Here is a 19,567-nt window from a genome sequence, read left to right on the forward strand (position 1 = left end):
CGCCTTGCACCTAGCGGGAAAATCAAGATGACGGAAGATGATGGCGAGACTAATGGGTGACGTACCCTTTCGTATTTGGCACAATAAGCCACGACAGGTGGGGAAGTTAGTTGGCTCGCGTTCCTCGTCAAAGGGTTAGATTACGAATGGAGTGACACCATGAACAAGGAGGAGCCGCGGCTCGCCTGGTGGATCGCGCGGTGGGTTTTGCTTGCTCTTGCCATTCCCGGTGCGTCGCAATCGGCACTTGCCGATGCACCGCGGCTCGGTCCTTTCGAACTGCCGCAACCCCGCGAGCTGACCGTCTTCGACGGTGATCACACGTTCAGCCCCTATGAGGCGCTGAACGGATCCTACACATCAAAGGCATCCTGCGCCACAATTCCTTACGCGTTGTGGGTCGAGGTCGACGGCAAGGGCGACTGTATTCGTTATTATCCCGAGGGGCTCACCAATGGCGAGAACCGAACGGTGCTGGTTTATTTCGGCGGCGATGTGATGCTGCGAAACTCCAAAGGTGTCCGTTTCATAACTGAATCCTACGTCCGTCAGTCCCCCGCGACAATCTCCTCAGAAATGGCCGCCTGGGCACGGCAAGCGGGCCATCCCGTGATTTTCATGGCGCGCCCCGGCATTTATGGCTCCTCCGGCGATCACAACCGACGTCGGTTTCCCCGCGAGATCGAGCTAATGAACCATACGCTCGATCTGATCAAGGACAAGCACAACGTGTCGTCCTTTATCTTGACCGGTCATTCGGCAGGGGGGCAAATCGTCGCCGGTCTCATGAACCGGCGAAGAGACATTTCGGCGGCTGTCATTACGTCCGGTCTCGTTTCGGTAAAGCAGGTGTCGGCGTTCTGGGAGCGGCGTCGCCGGCTTCCCGGCAAGCTGCTCTACAACTCGGCGCAGTTTTACGATCCAATCGACGAGATTGACCGGATTTCCACCGATCACCGACCGGAAATTTACGTCTTGTCTGATCCGGAGGATCGCACCGTCCCGTTTTTCAGTCAGCTGTTTTATGTCAGGCGGCTGCGTGCAGCCGGGTTCGAGCCGCACCATATCTACGTTCAGGCGGCCGACCGCCAACGTCATCTTCTTGCTTACCACGGGCGGCTTGCTGCTGCACTTATCGCTCAGGGTCAGTCGCCGGTCGAAATCCGTCGCGCGGTCCGGGAAATGGAACTCGACCAGTTCAGATAAACGTTTCCGATGCGCAACGGACCTCACACCGGCGCGCTTGTGTCTGCGTTTTCCTTCAGCCACGTTACCAGCTCGTGCATGCCGGTGCTGTGCGAACCTTTGAAAAGAACGACGTCCCCGTCCGACAGATCTTCGCGGAGAATTTCCTTCAACGCCTGCCGCGACGCGACGTGGCGGCCGTGCAAGGACGGCGAAATCGACGCCCAGAAGCCAGCATAAAGCTCTCCTGCAACGTAGACTTTATCAATCGGAATGCCTCCGATCACCCCGGCTAGTTCGTTGTGATAAGCAGCCGCATCCGGGCCTAGCTCCGCCATTTCGCCGAGGACTGCGATCCGCCGCTTCCCGCCTTGATGATCACCCAGCCGGAGCAACGCCGCCCGCATCGAACCGGGATTGGCATTATAGGCATCATCGATCACGGTCAGTTGCCGTCCGCCGAGTGCAAGATGTATTTCCTCGCCGCGCCCCGGTAGCGCTGCGAAACTTTCCAGTCGCGCGATCGCCGGTTCAAGAGAGTGGCCTAGCGCAGTAACGGCGGCAAGGACCGCGACCCCGTTCAACGCCATATGACACCCCGCCGCACCGATCCGGAAGCTGATCTCTCGCTCACCAATCCGCGCGTGAGCCTGCCGGCTTGCGGGGTCGTAGTGCAGGAGCTGACATATGCATTCCTTCGAGGTGCCGTAGCTGATGACGTCAAGTTTCTGCCTTTGAGCCGCCTCATGCACCGTATCCCACTCCAGCATGTCGCGGTTGAGAACAGCTTTGGAACCAGGCGCCATGCCCAGGAATATCGCGCTTTTGGTCCGCGCGATGTCGGCCACCGTGCTCTTCTCGCCAAGGTGGGCTGGCAATACATTGGTAAACACCGCGACTTTCGGACGAGCCATGCGCGCACTGACTGCCATTTTGCCGACAGCCAGCTCCAGCACCACATGCGGCGTCTCCCAGGGAATAGAGGCGAGGTTCCAGGCCACGCCCGCCGGGAGGTTCGCATTATGTCGGCTTTTGGCGACATCTCCCCACGGCGACAGTGCATGCGCGAGCATGGAAACGACCGTCGTCTTGCCCGCACTCCCTGTCACAGCCAGGACGTTTCCCGTCATCCGGGATCGCGCATAATCTCCCATTGCCAGAACAGCCCGCACGGCATCAGCCACCTGCAGGACCGGCTTATCGAGGGCACCGACCAGTGCGGGATCAGTGGTCACGAAGCCTGCCGTTTTTTGATGATCTAAAACGGTATCGGCCGGCACCCCGGTTGGGTCCCCCTTTCCGCGTAGGACGACCATGTCTCCGGGCTGCATCGCCGGGGCGTAGGTGCAAAGCCCTCGAGCGGTCCAGCCATCCGGCGGCTGGCGAAGCCAGGTGCCGCCAGTGGCGGCTTCGATATGGGTTGCATTCCATTCCTTGCCATCGGGACAAACCGCCGGCTTGGGTCCGCTACGGCACGTGAGAGATGCCGTATGTTGTCGGACGAGTTCACGAAACGATGCACGCTCCCTGAGATAGTTGCGATAGGCAACAAAACCGGACAGATAGTGTTCGACGTCGTCGATCCGTACACGAAAAGCATGGTGGCGAATGAAAAATGAACCAGCGATGCGGTCGGGGTTGCGATAATACATCGCCATCTCTGGCCAAAAGTAGCCGTTGAGCAGATGGTGGGCACGTTTCTCGAGCGCCCTCTCGAAACGGGCCAGATCGATGTTATCTAGAAGCGCGCGCATTGTCGGCGCGGCAGCAATGCGCGAGATCGTCTGTCTGGCGGCCATCATTAGTTCGAGCAATGTCGGAAAAGTGGTGATCCGGTTCTCGACGAAATCGAGATAGTCGGCGACATTTCGGATGGCAAAACGGAAGTACCGTTCTTCCGGTCTGTGGCGTGTCAGTTCGTTGACACAATATCCTAGCCAGTGGTCGTGGTGTTTCCAGTATTCCTTCCTGATGAAATGGCCGAATGCCTTCTCCACGGTTTCTAGCCATCTCTCGTCGCGGGTAAGATCGTAGAGGCGCATGAGCCCGAAGGCTGCCTCGCCCTCGTAATATATGGTGCGGTATCTCTGCTTGACCGAAAGATCAGGAAACCGGAGAACATGGACGAAAGCTCCGCTCTGAGGATCCTGCATATGGCGAATCCCAGCAGCGAGCCGCTCCGCAAGTCCTGTCCGGTCGGTCGTGCCGGTGACGCCCATATATTTTGTCAAAGCCAGGATCGCGACAGCGTTCCCCCCAAGCTTGATTTCTCCGTCCGCCTCAACGAGGAAGGCGGCTTGCTGACCATCAGGAAGGACGACGGGCTTGATCAACTGGGTCTCGAGACAGAGGAGCGCGCGTTCAATCGCCTGTCTTAGTTGCCTGTCGCGGGTGACCTCCCATGCCTCGATCATAGCATAGACTGTGCTGGCGTGCCGCAGTGTGTTGTAGGTTTCTATACGCCGGTCGAAACAGGCATGATAGCCGTAGACAAACGAACCGTCGACGTTGACCTGCCGGGCAAGATGCTCTGACGCGGCGCGTACCAGTGCCAACGCCACACCGCCATCCAGCCTGTCGATCGTGCGGCGCCCGGTGTCGAGGCCCGTACCTCCAAGCACGTGAAGTGCTCCAGTCTCATCGCAGAAAACGCCTTTTGTCGAGAACAGAAAGATCGCTTCATTATGGGAAAAATCGATAGTCGGCAGGTCGTCGTAGCGTGTGCGGGCATAGAGGTTGAAATTTTTCTCATTGAGCACCGAGTTTGGAAGACTATTGCCGCCGTAAAGCATCGCATTCGCATTGAGCTCCTGCTCTGTGAAGGCATGGCGGAAGGTGGAATCGAGCGCGATGCCGAACCGGAAATAATTCCGCTTGACCTTGCCAAGCAAAAGGCGCAATCGCGCCCATGTCGTCTGCTCGGCGATCTCAACCCAGTCGACGCGGATCCAGCGTCCTTCGATACGCTCCGCAGCCATGACCGCGAGGAGCCTGCTTACACCCTTCTGCCAGGCCGACTCGAGCGATGAACCTGTCGCATTGATGACATGCGCGCGCCTGTCACCGTCGGAAACGGAAAAAAAAAGGACGACTTCCGGCAGTGGCTCCGTCAGACGGCAGACCCGGCCCCGCAAAAAGATACGTATATCCGAAAGCCGCTTTTTGATGCCCGGGAGTTCGCTCGCCAGTGCAACTTTTGCCTCAACGTTCACGCAGTGCCTCCCGTGCTTTGTTGAAAGGCTTGACGAGATATTCAAGCACCGTCTTCTCGCCTGTATGGATATCGACGTTCGCGACCATGCCGGGAACGATCGGGAACTCCCGTCCGGCAGCATTGACCAGCGCGTCCTTGTCGGTCTTGATAAATACCCGATAGTAATAGATCTCCCGATCAACCTCATCCTGAATGGTGTCAGGCGATATTGTCGTGACTTTACCTTCAAGACTGCCATAGACAGCGTAATCATAGGCGCTGATCTTCACGCTCGCGCGCTGACCAGGGTGGATATAGGCGATGTCCCGGGGTGAAATGCGCGCCTCTATCAGAAGCTCGTCACCGAGCGGGATGATGTCCATGAGCTTGCCATTGGGCGGGACCACACCGCCAATCGTCGACACCTCGATGTTTTTGACGATACCGCGGACCGGGGAGCGGTGAGTGAGGCGGGCGAGACTATCGGCTCGTCCGGTCACGACAGGCGAAAGAGAGTTTACCTCCGCATTCGCCTTGGTCAGTTCCTCGCGCGCCTTCACAACATATTCCGATTTGATTTCCACCTTTTTGAGCTCGAGCTCCACTATTTGCCTGCGAAGGCGGATGACCTCGACATTACTCGCCGCTCCCACCGACCTCAGTTCCTCATTGAGTTTCAGTTCGCTGTTGACGAGAGAGAGTGATTCCTGGATCCAGCGCAGCGATTCTTCTAGCGCCCGCCTTCGCGCCGTATAAAGCTCCGTCTCCGATGCAACGAGAACCGGATAAGTGTCGAGGGTCGCGGGAAAAGTCAGGGGTGTACCATTGACTTCCGCTTCAAGTCGCGCAGCTGCGGCCAACGCCGCGCGGTATTTAGCGGCGCTTTCCTCGACGTCGGATTCGCTTTTGGTCGGGTCAAGCTGCGCGAGAATCTGACCCGGCTCTACGACCTGGTCTTCGCGCACGTGAAGCGTCGCCACGATTCCGCCTTCGAGCGACTGGATGACCTGCTCTCGGCTGATTGGGATTACACGACCGTCACCGGTCGAGACTTCATCAAGGGTCGCAAAATATGACCAGACTAGCACAGCAAGCAAAAGAGCGACGAACAGTTGTATAACGCGTGCAGACCGTGTCAGGTTTCGGCTGTCATCATCGCCGAAGGCCCAGCCACCACGCCTGGAGAAATCACGTTCGCTGAATGCAGCCATTTATACCTCCTGCGTCGTCTTGAACGGAAAGCCCGCGACTGTCGCCACGGTTTTCTTTTCTGACAGTTTCCGACGGACCCCGTTTGGCGGAACGATCTTCTTCACCCCACGCAGGGTGTTGAGGACCTCCTCCTTGCTACCATCGAGAACAATCTGCCCGCTCTCGACAACAATGATGCGCTCAACCAATTCAAGGACGCGCATGCGATGTGTTGCGACGACAATTGTCCTCTCCTTGCCCCAGGACTTGAAACGCGTGATAAACTGACGTTCGGTTGCCTCGTCCATCGCCGCAGTAGGTTCATCAAGGAGGACGACAGCCGGGTCACGAACAAGAAGGCGCGCCAAAAGTAGAGCCTGCTTTTGCCCCCCTGAAAGACCGCGTCCGCCTTCGAGAATCGGGTGATCGAGACCGCGGGGAAGCTTGCGCACGAAATCGTCTGCTCCTGTCATCGAGAGCGCTTCGAGCAGTAATGGCTCAGGGGCGTGTAACGCGCCCAGAGTGACGTTTTCGCGGATTGTGCCGTGAAAGAGTCGTGAGTCCTGTGTCAGCAGGCCAACGTTGCGTCGCAGGTCGGCTGGATCGACCTGTGATAGCGCAAGGTCATCAATTAGAAGTTCCCCGGCGACCGGCTCGACCATGCCTGCCATGGCGAGCAGAAGGGTCGACTTTCCAGCGCCGTTCTTCCCCAGAACTGCGATCTTTTCTCCTGCAGCAATGGACAGTTCGCCAACCGCCAGCGCAGGCCTGCCTGCTCCTTCGCCATAGTGAAAGGCTGCTCCCCTGATTTTGTACGCGCCGCGAAGTGTGGGAACGCTGACACGCGTCTCGTCATCCGGGTGATCGGAGGGCATGCGCAAAATGGCATCGATACTTTTAAGCCCGACCTTGGCCTGTTGAAACCGGCCGAGAATTTGCGTCAACTGTGCCATTGGCGCCATCATGCGAGAGCCCAGGATGGAGCAGGCGACAAGAGAGCCCGTCGTCATGTCGCCTTCCATCACGATCGGTGCCCCAATGAAGACGACCACCGCGAAGGTTCCGGTTTGCACGGTGTGACTCCAAGCCGCAAGACCATTGGTAATGGCACGAAGTCGAAGCTGTCCGTCCGCCGAAACGGCGTTGTAATGGTTCCAACGCTGCTGGAAGTGGTCCTCGGCCTGAAGCGTCTTGATATCTTCTATTCCCTGAACGGCTTCCACGAGCATTGCGTTACGCAATGACGCTTCACGCATTGCCTCACTCGCGGCAGCCCTCAGGCTGCGCTGTACGACAATACCCGGCAGGACCAGAAGCAGGAGCGCCGCAACCGGTATCAGCACGAGTGACCCTCCGACAAGCCAGAAGATGACGAGGAACAGAATGAAGAAGGGAAGGTCAGCAACGGCAGCCACAGTGGTAGAGGTCAAAAGCTCGCGCACTTGTTCCAGGTCTCGCAACTGGGCAATAAACGTGCCGGTGGATGTCGGGCGCTCCTGATTTTTTACGCGCAGTGCATGTCCGAAAACGAGGTCGGAGATGCGCATGTCGGTGCGTTTGCCCACGATATCGATAATGCGGGTACGCAAGCGGCGCATGATAAAGTCGAAGACCAGCGCCAGGACGACACCAATGAACAAAACATAGAGGGTGTTGAACGATTTCGCCGGCACCACCCTGTCATAAACCTGCATCGAGAACATCACGCCCGCTAGCGCCAGGAGGTTTGCGACCAGGGACGCGAGCATGACGTGGCCATAAGCCCCGATGTCGCGAAACGCGATTGCCCGGAACCAATGTTCCCGATATGGCGCAATATAGCTGTCGACGCGCTCGTCAACTGTTGCACGTTGGGGGCGCGCCAAGACGATAAAATCAGTTTGTACCAGCAGCGCGTCGAGCGGCAGGATCGTAGCCACGCCGCCTTCACCGCTTAAGACTACGGACGCGTCGTTTTTGGCTGAAAGCCCCGTCACCACACCAACGGAACCGTCCGAGAGCCTCACGATCGCCGGTAACCGCCAACTGGTGAGTAGGCCTGGTGCGGGAGCTGCACGCTTTATCTGCAGCCCCAATTTGTTGGCAAGCCGGCCAAGGCAATCGTCGGTCTCGATTGCCTTCAGTGCCTGTACGAGTTGTCGTACCCCGCCCGGTGAGATTGGCACACCATAATTACGTGCCACATACTGGAAGGCCTCGCTCCATCTATCAAATTTCTCGCCGTCCGCATCAGGATCAGGCCATTGTTCCGTCGTCATGTCGGAAATGGGCATTGATTTTCCTCTGTGACGACACGGGGGAATTGAGTCCGCCATGCCGTCTTTGGGTCATTCAGATTACAGCCGAAGGTGTGGAGTTCAGTTCATCCTCCGTCACCAGATGCCCGAAGGGGTCTACAGGTAGTTCCACCGGTTCCGGCGATTCGACCACCTCGATACCTTCCTCTGTGGGAGACAGATCGGCATCCCCCTCATCGGGCTCGTCAAGCGCTGCCAGGCCGTCCAGAGGCACTGTCAGTTCCTCGACGTCCTCTTCAAGCAGCCCCGCCAGGTCAGCGTCGCTATCGTGATCCGAGACCAGCGGATCATCACTCATCGCAACATCGATTCCGTCCAGACCCGAAATGTCCTCGGCAACGAATATCGAAGCCTGATCCGGAACGCCCGCACCCGACGGATCAACGGTGACAACGAGGGATGACTGCTCCACCGCCCCGCCTGGATGGGTAAGCTGATATTCGAACATATCGGTCTGTGGCTCGGTAAAATGAGTCAGATCCGAATTTGGTGTGTAGCTGTAACTGCCGTCGGGATTGATGGTCAGCGTACCGTATTCGCCCTCAATCGTTCTGGTTTCGGTTACATCCAAGAATGTTGTTCCGTCAAAAATCTGGAACGATGTAAACGTAGAGCCTAGATCATCGTTGGCAAGCAGTTTTCCGCTGTCCCCCGTCAGGGTGCCAATCTCATATTGGTCCGTGTAGGTAACATCGATATCACTGGTTATCGTCGCAGACACGTTTACCAGCGTGCCGCTCAATGTCGACCGAACCCGATATGTGCCTGCAGCGAGATCGAGACCGGCAAGGTCGATCGACGCTACCGTGCCGAGGCCGCCAACGATGATATTGAAGGAATCGCTCGCCACTTGCTGCCAGCTGCCGGGTGTTGTTTCCCTTTCGAGATAAACGACGCCGTTTGACAAAGCCGCCAGCAAGACCGATACACTGATGCTGCCGGAAACATCCATATTGTCGGTGATGACGAAGCTGCCACTGGTATAGGTGCTCGTCTGCCCCAGGCCACCTGAAAGCACTGTGGAGCCGCTGGCTGTGAAGAAGTCATCATCCGATATATTGGTCCAGACGACAGAAGCGTCTGCGCTGTCGCCCGTCGCGGCGAACTCGAGTGCTGCAGGAAGACCGGGATCCGTGTCGCTCCAGGTCATCGTCACATTGTCGCTGCCGATCTGGACGTAGAGGGTTGCAGTCCCGGTATTGCCGTTGGCGTCTGCTACGACGTATTCGAACTGGTCTACCTTACCGATCCCTGCTCCGTTCGCAAAAGGCGTATATGTGTAGGAACCATCAGGGCGAATCAGGAGCTCACCAAAATCGCCCTGGATGACAGTCCCATCCGGCTCCACAGTCTGTCCGTCGACACTCTGAACCGTGGTGCCGCTCGGCACATCGTCATTTCCGAGGACGTTGCCGCTTGCCTCGACAGGTTCATAGCCGCCGATTTCGGTAAAGTTGTAGTCAGTGCCTTCAAGGGTCAGGGTGCCGCCCACCCCCACACCGATGAGCCCGTTGAATCCCATGAATGCGCGGTATTCTCCAGGCTCCAGGCCCGGCACCGTACCACTGGTTCCGCCAAAGAGTGACAGGGACAGGATTGTGGCCGGTCCTCCTCCCTCGATGCTCGTCCATTGCTGTGTGGCAGGGTCCCATTTTTGAACAACAAGACTGTAGTTTCCGAGGACATCCGCCCCGATGAGTCCGCTGAAATCGAAGTTCAGATCCTGTGTGTGGCCGGTCTCAACGCCGAACTCGATTGCATCGGCGAACAGCTGCAGGTCGAGACCGGCGAGACTCACGACAGCCAGATAGGTATCGCTCCCGAGGGGAACGTCCTCTGTCACGGTAGGTAGAAGATTCACTTCCGCCCCGGCCACATCATCCGTGGGTTCGAGATCCGCATCGGCATCCGCGTCTGCGTCAGCGTCAGCATCAGCATCCGCATCGGCGTCTGCGTCCGCATCTGCGTCGGCATCTGCGTCCGCGTCGGCATCCGCATCAGCGTCAGCATCGGCATCCGCGTCGGCGTCAGCATCGGCATCCGCGTCGGCATCAGCATCTGCGTCCGCATCGGCGTCAGCGTCTGCGTCAGCATCCGCATCCGCGTCTGCGTCCGCATCTGCATCAGCATCCGCGTCAGCATCGGCATCCGCGTCGGCGTCGGCATCAGCATCCGCGTCGGCGTCAGCATCGGCATCCGCGTCGGCATCTGCATCGGCGTCCGCATCAGCATCAGCATCAGCATCAGCATCTGCATCGGCGTCCGCATCAGCATCGGCATCCGCGTCGGCATCAGCATCAGCATCTGCATCGGCATCGGCATCCGCATCGGCATCCGCGTCTGCGTCCGCATCGGCATCAGCATCCGCATCCGCGTCTGCGTCCGCATCTGCATCTGCATCTGCATCAGCATCAGCGTCGGCGTCTGCATCCGCGTCGGCATCTGCATCAGCATCGGCATCCGCGTCGGCATCAGCATCCGCGTCTGCGTCCGCATCTGCATCTGCATCTGCGTCGGCATCCGCGTCTGCATCTGCGTCAGCATCCGCGTCGGCGTCGGCATCGGCGTCCGCATCAGCATCGGCATCCGCATCGGCATCAGCGTCCGCATCAGCGTCAGCATCTGCATCCGCGTCGGCGTCTGCATCCGCGTCGGCGTCTGCATCGGCATCAGCATCTGCATCGGCGTCCGCATCAGCATCGGCATCCGCATCGGCATCCGCATCGGCATCAGCGTCCGCATCAGCGTCAGCATCTGCATCCGCGTCGGCGTCTGCATCCGCGTCGGCGTCGGCGTCGGCGTCAGCATCTGCATCGGCGTCGGCGTCTGCATCCGCGTCGGCGTCGGCGTCGGCGTCAGCATCGGCATCAGCATCAGCATCTGCATCCGCGTCGGCGTCTGCATCGGCGTCAGCATCGCTGTCGTCGCTGGATGATCCCCCGAGCGCGATAGCTCCCCCGCCCGCCAGCAAGCCCAAAGCCGCAAGTCCGAGAACGGAACCGTCACTGGCTGAGGCGCCGACCAATTCGTCTACACCCTCGATTTGCGAGAAACGAAAATCCGCCAAGCCGTCGCTGTGCTCGCCGAGCCAGAGATTTCCATCTTCGTCCTCGAGGACGAGCTCGCTGTGCTCACCCTCAAGCTCGCGGTAGAAGTGTCCAATCCGGATCGTTTCGCCAGACCGCATTCGGAGGAGGAGATCATCGCCATCGCGCACGAAGTCGGAGACCTCGTTGCGGGCTGCACGAATCTGGACGATGCCGGGCTTGTCCATGTCCAGGTCGTCGAGCGATACAGTCCGGGAATTTCCTGAGACTTTGTCGGTTACTATTGCAACCATGAAACTGTCCTCCTGCAACACAGAACTTCGGCGACAGAAATCCGCTGCCGCCTGGAACACCAAGCAACATTCAAGAAATTTGATTTTGCGAACGGTTAACCGCTGCGAAGTGCGGAGCCTGAGATAAATCGGCTCCGGTCTCTTGCATAAAAGGGGATTTTCCTCTCAAAGGCCCCTCTCCCATCGCTATAATTGCAGAAAATTCAAATGCCGCAAGAAAAAACAACCGAGGGGCGCATACCAAAAATGACGGGTAAGAGGCTCCGAGCTTCGAACATTATCTCAACGCAAATGCTAAACGCGGCTCGGCTGGAAACCGGCGATCCTTCTGTTCCTTTGCTTGGAAGTTGCTCGAGACGAAGTGGCACGGCGGAGCTCTCATTGAAAAAGAAGATCTCACCGATTGGCAAATCGTGCCACAAGCGAAATTTGCCTGTTATGATGCCCACCAAGAATAAAAGTATGCAAAATCATATCTTTGGGCGCGGTGTGACCGGCGACGAGCAGTTGTTAAAGCGCTAGGCCCTGAACTGTCTGGCCCTCGATTCCGAAGGCTTCGCGCATGCGCCCGGCACTGTAGGTGCAGTCGATGTTCAACCTGTGCAGGTCGTACTGGATGTTGCTGATATCGAATCTTGCGGCATGTAGTTCCTGATCGGCGTTGAGCAGGTCGAGGAGGGTGCGCGTACCCAGTTCAACATATTGTGTTCGGTAAAGATCGCGTGTCTGCCTCATCGTTGACTGGCGTGTCGAGAGCGAGCGACGAAGACTTTCCTTGCTCGATATCTGGCTGCTGGCCTCGGTCAGGTTGCGCAGAATATCGACCCGCGCGCGCGCTTCCGCAGCCTGTGATGCGCCGAGAGCCTGAACCGCCATATTCCGTCTGGCGCTTGTCGCTCCCCCGTTATAGAGGCTGCCCGAAACTTTTAATCCGACCGTGTAGTCGGGATCGAAAGAGCTGAGTTCCGTCACGTCGACACCGATCCCCGCGTCGAGGGACAGCGTCGGTAGCCCTTCGGCTTTGGCAAGTTCGATTTGCGCGGCTGCGGCTTTGCGGTCTGCTTCCGCCTGCATCACAGCGGGCACGCGGGACCAGTCGAAATCTGTTGCACTGCAGGCCCTGGAAAGCCATCCCGGTACCGCGTCAGTGACAACGACCGCTCCGTTAATGCCGCTCAAGTTCGAAAGGACCGCTTCCCAGCGGGAAAGCTGACCTTCGATCTCCAGGCGCGTCGCCTCCGCAGCCTGAACGCGGGCCTCTGCCTGCAACAGATCGGAACGCGTGCTGGCGCCCTTATCAGTGCGTGACCTGACCAGTTCCAGAATTGCTTTCACATCCTCGATCTGGTCATTCGCAACGGCTCTCAGAGCACGGTTGCGCTGGATTTCGATAACCGCGTATGCCGCTTCGCGTGCGAGATCATCGACCGCCATCAGCACTTGGGACTTGCGGCCCGCAATCCCTGCGGTCGCAATCTTGACCCGGTTGTCGACCTTGCCGAAATCATAAAGCATCTGTGAAACACTAAGGTTGAGGTCGGGGCTGTACCGATCCGATCTGTCGTAGGAGGAATCCAGTCCCCAACTGAGGCTCGGTAGATAGCCGGCGCGGGCTTCGTTAACGGATTCGGTCTGCTGTTGTAGCCGCCCGATCGTTTCTGTCACTGCAGGATGCCAGTTGACAACCTTCCTGACGGCCGTCTCAAGTGACAGCGGACCTTTGTGTTCACTTTTTTCGCGCACGGGGGAATGTATTTGATCAGTTGTTCCGGTTACGCCCGGAAGACTACCGTTCACCGTTCCTGTCTTACTGTGCGAAGCGGCCGCATTGGGCGGCTGATGACTACTCGCGACCGGACGGTTGGCGCAGCCGGTGCTCGACATCCCCGCAGCAACGATGCAGATCAACGCAGGAAGCCAATGAAAACGCATTTAGTGTTCCACCTTCTGACGAGAAGAATGAGCAACCTGCCAGTACGAGGAACAAGATCGTGGCCTTTGATTTGCCGATATTTTGTGCAAATCAGAACTACGGACACGTGGTTAACAATGAATTAACCATGACTAACGAATGTTAACCATGGATATTGCTGGCCACTGTCTTGAACATGTCATGCGTCGCCACGGCGACGCCCTCGTCAGAGGCGGCATCGCGCGCCGGTCGTGTCACGCTGGACCCGTGTTTCGGGGGCAGGAGGTGAGGTTTTCGTCTACAGTGATCTATCTTAAGCCCCATAGAATCCTGCGCGCATCTATGGGTGAGTGCGGATACCGGAGAGGCGGTATAACTTGGGTCCGTGCACTTGCGACTGCGTCGTCGTCACTATCACGGCCGTCGCCGGCGTCGCCAAAGGCATGAACGAGAGCGCAGAAGCTTAAACTCCCGCTACCCGGTCCCGGCACTGCAATTTTCGGACCGTCGTGCATTCAGGGAGAAAGGGCGGTGACGGCCGGCTTGTCGCACCGTGGCTCCGCCATAGAGGTGTATTCGTAAGGCCGATCCGTATTGGTGATGCTGCGCAGGCGGCCCCAGCCGGCGATCTGATGCTAAAAGGGCACCGTGTCGAACAGTGCGACTGTGCTTCATCCGCGTGGCAGGTGATCGACGAACCCTGGACGGGACGCTGTACGGCCTAGAGTGCAAGATTGTCGGCGTGGACAAAGCATAGCTTGTTGCCTTCCGGATCGCGACAATAGGCGGCGTAGAAGTCCGCGGCGTAGCGTGGCCGTACGCCGGGAGAGCCTTCACTGATACCACCCATACGGATTGCTGCCTCCCAGGCGTCGTTGACAGCAGATCGCGAAGGCGCAGCGAAGCTGATCTGGACTCCGTTTCCCCAAGTTGCCGGAAGTCCATTGATCGGTTTGCGAAGGGCAAACTGCGGCCACCTCCTGTCACCGCTTTTCCAGATGACGCCTGCGTCCACGCCGGTTTCGGTCTGGAAATCACGTTGCAATGCCAGGGGTGTCAGGACGCAGTCTTAGAAGTCGACCATTTTTTCGAGGTCCCTCGCGCCTAGCATAATATGACTGAACATTCTTTCTCCTCGCTGACCAACATCACGCCTGCCCTTCCCGCGCAAGACATCGTATGCGCTACCTATGTTCATTCCTCTGGTATCGATCGTCGCGCCAAGCGCCGCACATCGAATGGTAAGGTTCCGCTATTAAATGCGACGCGCCGCGCGTCTATTGCACCGGTCGATTACGCTTCCAGGCCGAAATCGCGCTCCTTGACCTCCGCAAGTGCCGCGTCAATGCGCGATCCATCAGAGATTGCGGCTGCGTTTCCCTCGCATCTGGCGGTTCAGCGCCACGAACTACGCCCGCGACACCTGCGTTGAGAAATACTTAGAACGTCAAGACTTCGCTGTTCAGTCCTAACCCTGAAGCTCGAATGGATGTTCCGGCGAGAATGTTGGATGGTGCGGCAGTTCCCCATGCTCGCAATCGCTCTCCGAAAATTATTTGCCGCAAGCGCATAAACTCCTCTGACCGCGACGAGGTTAGTTTCTGGCAGTGAGCCCTTTGCTGGATCGTTTATCCAATTGTTGCTGACGCCAATCGGAGCTACATCGAGTGGCTGGCATTTTGCGTCGGCGTCTATTGCCTCCGGGCGATGGACGCAATCTGCCACCCCGAACATGTCGTGATGGAAGCTGCTTCTCGGATAAAAGAGGCCCGCAGTGGGCTGGGGTAAACTGCGGGCCTCTGTCAGGCCGCCTGACGCGACCGTACACAGGGTGGCTCGTTATGAATGAACGCCAGATGAACAAACGCGCGCCGGAGGGGGCGAGAACCAACCCGCAAAAAACAGGATCAGTAGCCGAGCCCGAGGCTTGCTGCGCCGACTGACGCCGGTCGTATATGTCGCGTGGCCGGACCGCGGCGTCTGGCGGTCAGTCTGCGTGCGCAGGCCGTATAATTTCTACTCCTCAAATCTCGGAGTGGACTCCCTCAAAGATTGCACTAGTCTCTGGCCAATGCATCCGCGCGGTCGCGTCTCGTCCCGAAGCTCGTATACGTCCAGCGCCAGGAGGATAGCATGAAACGACCTGCACAAATCGAAGGCTGCTTGCTGCAGCGAACTCTGGGAAAATGGGCTGCGTGTTTCACGCCCCACCACGCCTTGCAAGTGAAGCTCGTAGAAGACACAATCACCGAGACGTTGAAAACACTGTCTTCACGAGGTGACGAGGCTGAAATTGATGCAGAACTTTTCTTGACGATGCGGCGCCTGGCGTTACGCGCTTTTGGCTCGGCTTATGCGCTGCCGGACAACTATCCACTGCGCAACAGTTTTTCTCCTGACGAAAACATCTCAACCAAGCGTTGATGGTGGACAGGGCGTCAAAGAGTGCCTGGGGTCTCAAGCTTCCTGCCACCACGCAAGGACCAGCCGTCTCGCCCCCCGCCGGGCAAATGTGTTTGCACCATCGAGACCAACCGCCGCGCGTGCCTGCGGTCCCTCTCCAGTGTGGAACAGCGCCGATCATCGGCACTCCGACAGCACCTGTGTGTGCGCGATACGGTAAGGATCGAGAGCGCGCCGTCACCTTCAGTTTGCCGCTCAACCCATTTAGTTCCCTGTATCTTTCGGGGTTGCCGTATCGCAAGATGACCGGGCAGCCGCATGTATCTTGCAAGAGGCAGGCTACTGGCGCGTTACGATGCGGTGACCGAAGTCATTTTTGATGATGGCTGGCTCACTGATAACCAGCCAGAGCAGGTAGCCTAACCCACCCACAAAGGTGGCGCAGCCGACGACGAGGAACGCGATACCGAGATACAATAGTGCCAAATGTCTTTTGCTCATGTTCGCTGACGGCGGGGTTGGGTAGCCGCCAGGATCCGTGTGGCGCAACTACTGGCCAGCCAAGGCCGTCATATCCATTATCAAGCAGCGCAGATTCGTCAAGAAATCCCGGCACTACACCGCGGAGCGCTCAAGATGCGGAACGCCGGATTCCCCAGTGCTGTGGGGATCGAAATCAGAGGTGCCTGATTTCCTAACTGCGTTCGGACCCTCGCGACAACGATGACGATGGTGCCCGCGTCCCGGGCGGCCCAGGCCGGCAATTGGGCTCGCACGTCCGGTACCGCGGAAGGGCGCCGAGCCGGAACCGGATTCCATCAAGTTGGTTTGGTCGAGCGGAGGGTGAAATGTCAAAGCCCGTCATAAAGCAGCAGACCGTTTCAAGTCGGCTTGACCGTAACATCGCAGCCCTGCTCGAGCGGCGGCGGCGAGAGGCAGCGACGGCTTCGCTTCAGGAGAAGGCGGCGGCAGCCATCACCCGTTTCGCTGGCTCGATGATATTTGTCTACATTCATGCCTTTGCGTTTGGAGGGTGGATCGTTATTAATGTGGGTCTGCTTCCCATCCTTCCGGCGTTTGATCCATCGATGGTTGTCCTGGCCATGGTCGCTTCCGTAGAAGCTATTTTCATCTCGACATTCGTTATGATCAGTCAGAACAGGATGGCGGAGGCCGACGACAAGCGCGCGGACCTCAATCTCCAAATATCGCTTCTTGCAGAGCACGAGACGACGCAACTTCTATCGATCGTAACCGCGATAGCGGAAAAACTCGGTCTCGACCTTGCTCAGAAGCAGGAAATTGCAGAACTGCAAGAGGAGGTTACGCCGGAGGGCGTTCTGGACACCATTGAAAAGATCTCGGGCGGAGAGGACGGCCAGTCTGAGGGAAGAGGACCGCTCGGCGATGTTTAGACGTATCGATCGCATTTTGCTGCTGATGGTTGGGTCCACATGTTGATGCGCATTGATCGTCCGCTGACTCGGGCCTCTGGCCGATAACCATTACCCGGCGGTTCACCGCGACATGGCGGATACGACCGCCAAACCCGAGCCGCCTCACGGTGCAAAATTGCAAACAGTCACTGGCGGATCAGCAGATCTGGTTTAAGCGCGGCAGTCGTGCATTCCGTTTGTCGCCGCGCAACGGGATGTCGGGCCCGGACTGCGAGTGATTTTTCGACCGGCTTGTGCCATTTGAATTTCCCCCGTCAGATTGGCGCAGCCGGCCTTTGACAACCACGATCCGCCAGAAACACGTCCTCCTCCGACGCCACGGGTTCACATCTGCATCCCCCTCACCACAGGCCGACCGCCGGCTCGCCGCAGGCAAGGCCGGATGTCGTCGCTCGTCATGCACTTGGTGTCGGTGACCTCATGCGTTCGGACATCATTGCCTGGAAATTTGACATCAGAATTATGCATCCGCCTATAACAACCCAGACGTCTATACCTTCTCCGTAAGCGTAGAACCCGACGAGTGCAGCCATGGGCACCCGCAGAAAGTCGACGGGCATGATGACAGAGGCATCGAGGCGCTTCAACGCCTGTACCTGGCAGTAGTGTGCACTCAACGCACCAACGCCGGCAACCATCATCCATGGAACATCGGACAGGCCGACGTCCCTCCAGTCTGTCAAAGCGGCGACCAGTCCCAGAGGCAACTGAATGAGGATCATCCAGACCACGATGACTGCAGGTGAGCATTCCCTGGTAAGCTGCTTGACGAGGATCAAGGAAAGCCCGTAGCCTGCGGCCGCCAGCAGTACAAATCCGGCGGCGGGATCAATGACGCCCTGCCCCGGGCGCACGACAACCACAACACCAATGAATCCGCCTAGGGTTGCGAGAAGCCGCGGCCCGGTCAGCTTTTCCTTGAGCAATGACCAGGCGAACAGCGCGACCCAGATGGGCATGGTAAACTCAAGGGCAAAGACGGACGCCAGCGGCAGAGAGACCACGCCTATTGTCCAGAAATACTGGGCGGTGAAGTGAACGACGTTCCGTGCCAGATGTCTGGGAAACAGTTTCATCTGGCGGATCTGCGGCAGGAGTGATCGTCCCACCAGCAAAATTACGCCAAGGCCGACCAGAGCGCGGAAAAACAGCACCTGCCTGATTGACAAGGTCGATGCCAGCTCGCGAGATCCTACCGCCATACTTATGAAGGACACCATGCTCAGAGCCATCCAGCCCAGTCCCTGCATAAAGTCCGCCCGCCCTCGCTTTCTATCGAAACGTTTGTCTTTTTCCATCATTGCTCCGGACAGATAAATTATGTTGCGGCTATAGAGGGCGCTTCGGTCTGCTTTTATCGACCAGATATCGCATCTTGCGAAGCAGATTTTGGTGGTTTCAATGGCCGCTGAGTCTGCCAACGTAAACGCGGACATAGATCCTGCATCCCATCCCCCGGTCGATATCATCCTGATCCTGGGGCTGCTGAAGCTTTCGTAGGTCCTGTCTTTCACCGAGAGAACGGTCACCAGCATTGGATCCATCGCGATATTTCTCGCCTCGCTGCCCGTTGTGAGGCCCAGGGCCGCCGCCCCAACGGGCGTCATAAAGGACGGCGGGCGCCCGTACGCCTGCACTTCACGATGAAGAACGCGATCATAAGCGCAGGGCAGTGCCTTAAGGAGCGCTTCTTGACTTCCTCCTCAAGAATGCGATGATTGCGCTACCATGTTGAAGAACAGCAATTTCCATAGATTTTGCCTCAGCCGAGAGTATCCCGTCGAAGAGTACTAACCCGGGACGTAGACTGCTGTCGCGCGTCTGTGCCCGGGCTTTGACCCTGCGGGATTGCGCGACCTAATCCACAAGCAGTCTTTTTATAGCGCAGCCCTTGGGCTGCAACAGAGGCATATGACATGAATACCACCAATTGCGGAAAGCCGTCCATCGTGGTCAGGCAGACTGACCACGCTCGTCTGACCTCTCTTGCACTGGCAGCACCGGGAAGCGACCTCGATGTTGCCGAGGAATTGCTTATCGAACTTGATCGAGCTGATGTCGTAGAGGACGACCGGTTTCCGCCGGATGCCGTAGCGGTCGGATCGACCGTGTCCTACAGGACGGAAGGCGGCGCCAGAAGGTCGGTCACTCTTTGTTATCCCGGTCTCGCCGACATCGAACGCTCAATGGTCAGCGTGCTGACGCCGATTGGCGCTGCGCTTCTGGGTCTTTCTCCGGGGCAGCAGATAGAGTGGAGCGGCCGCGACGGGCAGTCACACATGTTGACCGTCCTTGGCGTGACCGCCGGGGTCCCTTCCACGGCGGCCTGAAGGGCTCAATTTCAGAGGATACGAGAACCTCGCCATTTATCGGCGAGGATTTCTGGCGTGCCTGGCCGTGTGAACGCAAACAGATAAAAGTAACGACACCAACGTGCCACGCGACGCGGGCAGGTCAGGCTGCCTAGCCAAATTAGGCATAGGCGGAATGTTGACCGTTCATGTTGTTCTTCATCGATTGGACGAGCTTGCGGGACGATCGCGGATCGAATAGACGACGACCGCGTGCGCCGTCTTGCGCAGCGTAGTA

Annotated in this window: 10 protein-coding genes; 4 read left to right on the forward strand and 6 right to left on the reverse strand. The window is 58.0% G+C overall.

From position 1 onward, the window contains the following. Positions 1–159: 159 nt before the first annotated feature. A complete protein-coding gene (locus HQN82_RS25300; protein WP_173616359.1) occupies positions 160–1,206 on the forward strand; it encodes an alpha/beta hydrolase family protein in 1,047 nt (348 codons plus the stop codon). Positions 1,207–1,229: 23 nt separating this feature from the next. Here the strand turns inward: HQN82_RS25300 and HQN82_RS25305 are convergent, their stop codons facing one another. The 5 genes from HQN82_RS25305 to HQN82_RS25325 form a co-directional block, all read right to left on the reverse strand. Next, positions 1,230–4,397: a Mur ligase family protein gene (locus HQN82_RS25305; RefSeq protein WP_234904941.1), complete on the reverse strand. Its 3,168-nt coding sequence runs from the start codon at positions 4,395–4,397 to the stop codon at positions 1,230–1,232. Further along, positions 4,387–5,589 (reverse strand): beta-barrel domain-containing protein, encoded by a 1,203-nt coding sequence (locus tag HQN82_RS25310; RefSeq protein WP_173616360.1) that lies wholly within the window; start codon positions 5,587–5,589, stop codon positions 4,387–4,389. Before HQN82_RS25310 ends, HQN82_RS25305 begins: the two co-directional genes overlap by 11 nt. Beyond that, a complete protein-coding gene (locus HQN82_RS25315; protein WP_173616361.1) occupies positions 5,590–7,842 on the reverse strand; it encodes a type I secretion system permease/ATPase in 2,253 nt (750 codons plus the stop codon). A gap of 58 nt (positions 7,843–7,900) precedes the next feature. After that, a complete protein-coding gene (locus HQN82_RS25490) occupies positions 7,901–11,206 on the reverse strand; it encodes a BapA/Bap/LapF family large adhesin (protein WP_210259570.1) in 3,306 nt (1,101 codons plus the stop codon). A gap of 510 nt (positions 11,207–11,716) precedes the next feature. Beyond that, positions 11,717–13,138: a TolC family outer membrane protein gene (locus tag HQN82_RS25325; RefSeq protein WP_234904942.1), complete on the reverse strand. Its 1,422-nt coding sequence runs from the start codon at positions 13,136–13,138 to the stop codon at positions 11,717–11,719. A 2,113-nt stretch (positions 13,139–15,251) separates the two neighbouring features. Here HQN82_RS25325 and HQN82_RS25330 point away from each other — a divergent pair. Together HQN82_RS25330 and HQN82_RS25335 are read left to right on the forward strand one after the other, a co-directional pair. Continuing rightward, positions 15,252–15,542 carry a hypothetical protein gene (locus HQN82_RS25330; RefSeq protein ID WP_173616362.1) on the forward strand — a complete coding sequence of 97 codons (291 nt, stop codon included), beginning with the start codon at positions 15,252–15,254 and terminating at the stop codon, positions 15,540–15,542. Between the two features lie 827 nt (positions 15,543–16,369). Beyond that, entirely contained in the window at positions 16,370–16,936 is a 567-nt protein-coding gene (locus HQN82_RS25335) for a DUF1003 domain-containing protein (RefSeq protein ID WP_173616363.1), read from the forward strand. 437 nt (positions 16,937–17,373) lie between these two features. Here HQN82_RS25335 and HQN82_RS25340 read toward each other — a convergent pair whose 3' ends face one another. Next, the gene (locus HQN82_RS25340) at positions 17,374–18,513 is read right to left on the reverse strand and encodes a DMT family transporter (protein WP_234904943.1); all 1,140 of its coding nucleotides are present in this window, start codon (positions 18,511–18,513) and stop codon (positions 17,374–17,376) included. Between the two features lie 381 nt (positions 18,514–18,894). Here HQN82_RS25340 and rnk point away from each other — a divergent pair, with 381 nt between their 5' ends. Further along, the gene (gene rnk, locus HQN82_RS25345) at positions 18,895–19,308 is read left to right on the forward strand and encodes a nucleoside diphosphate kinase regulator (RefSeq protein WP_173616364.1); all 414 of its coding nucleotides are present in this window, start codon (positions 18,895–18,897) and stop codon (positions 19,306–19,308) included. Positions 19,309–19,567 lie beyond the last annotated feature (259 nt).

Origin of the sequence: Agrobacterium pusense (assembly GCF_013285525.1) — a bacterium.
GTDB lineage: Bacteria > Pseudomonadota > Alphaproteobacteria > Rhizobiales > Rhizobiaceae > Agrobacterium > Agrobacterium pusense.

What these genes read in the sequence shown, in the direction of transcription:
- HQN82_RS25335 (WP_173616363.1), top strand. Translation starts at nt 16,370, where the DNA reads ATGTCAAAGCCCGTCATAAAGCAGCAGACCGTTTCAAGTCGGCTTGAC.
- HQN82_RS25340 (WP_234904943.1), bottom strand. Translation starts at nt 18,513, where the DNA reads ATGCTGGTGACCGTTCTCTCGGTGAAAGACAGGACCTACGAAAGCTTC.
- rnk (WP_173616364.1), top strand. Translation starts at nt 18,895, where the DNA reads ATGAATACCACCAATTGCGGAAAGCCGTCCATCGTGGTCAGGCAGACT.
- HQN82_RS25300 (WP_173616359.1), top strand. Translation starts at nt 160, where the DNA reads ATGAACAAGGAGGAGCCGCGGCTCGCCTGGTGGATCGCGCGGTGGGTT.
- HQN82_RS25310 (WP_173616360.1), bottom strand. Translation starts at nt 5,589, where the DNA reads ATGGCTGCATTCAGCGAACGTGATTTCTCCAGGCGTGGTGGCTGGGCC.
- HQN82_RS25330 (WP_173616362.1), top strand. Translation starts at nt 15,252, where the DNA reads ATGAAACGACCTGCACAAATCGAAGGCTGCTTGCTGCAGCGAACTCTG.
- HQN82_RS25325 (WP_234904942.1), bottom strand. Translation starts at nt 13,138, where the DNA reads ATGCGTTTTCATTGGCTTCCTGCGTTGATCTGCATCGTTGCTGCGGGG.
- HQN82_RS25490 (WP_210259570.1), bottom strand. Translation starts at nt 11,206, where the DNA reads ATGGTTGCAATAGTAACCGACAAAGTCTCAGGAAATTCCCGGACTGTA.
- HQN82_RS25315 (WP_173616361.1), bottom strand. Translation starts at nt 7,842, where the DNA reads ATGCCCATTTCCGACATGACGACGGAACAATGGCCTGATCCTGATGCG.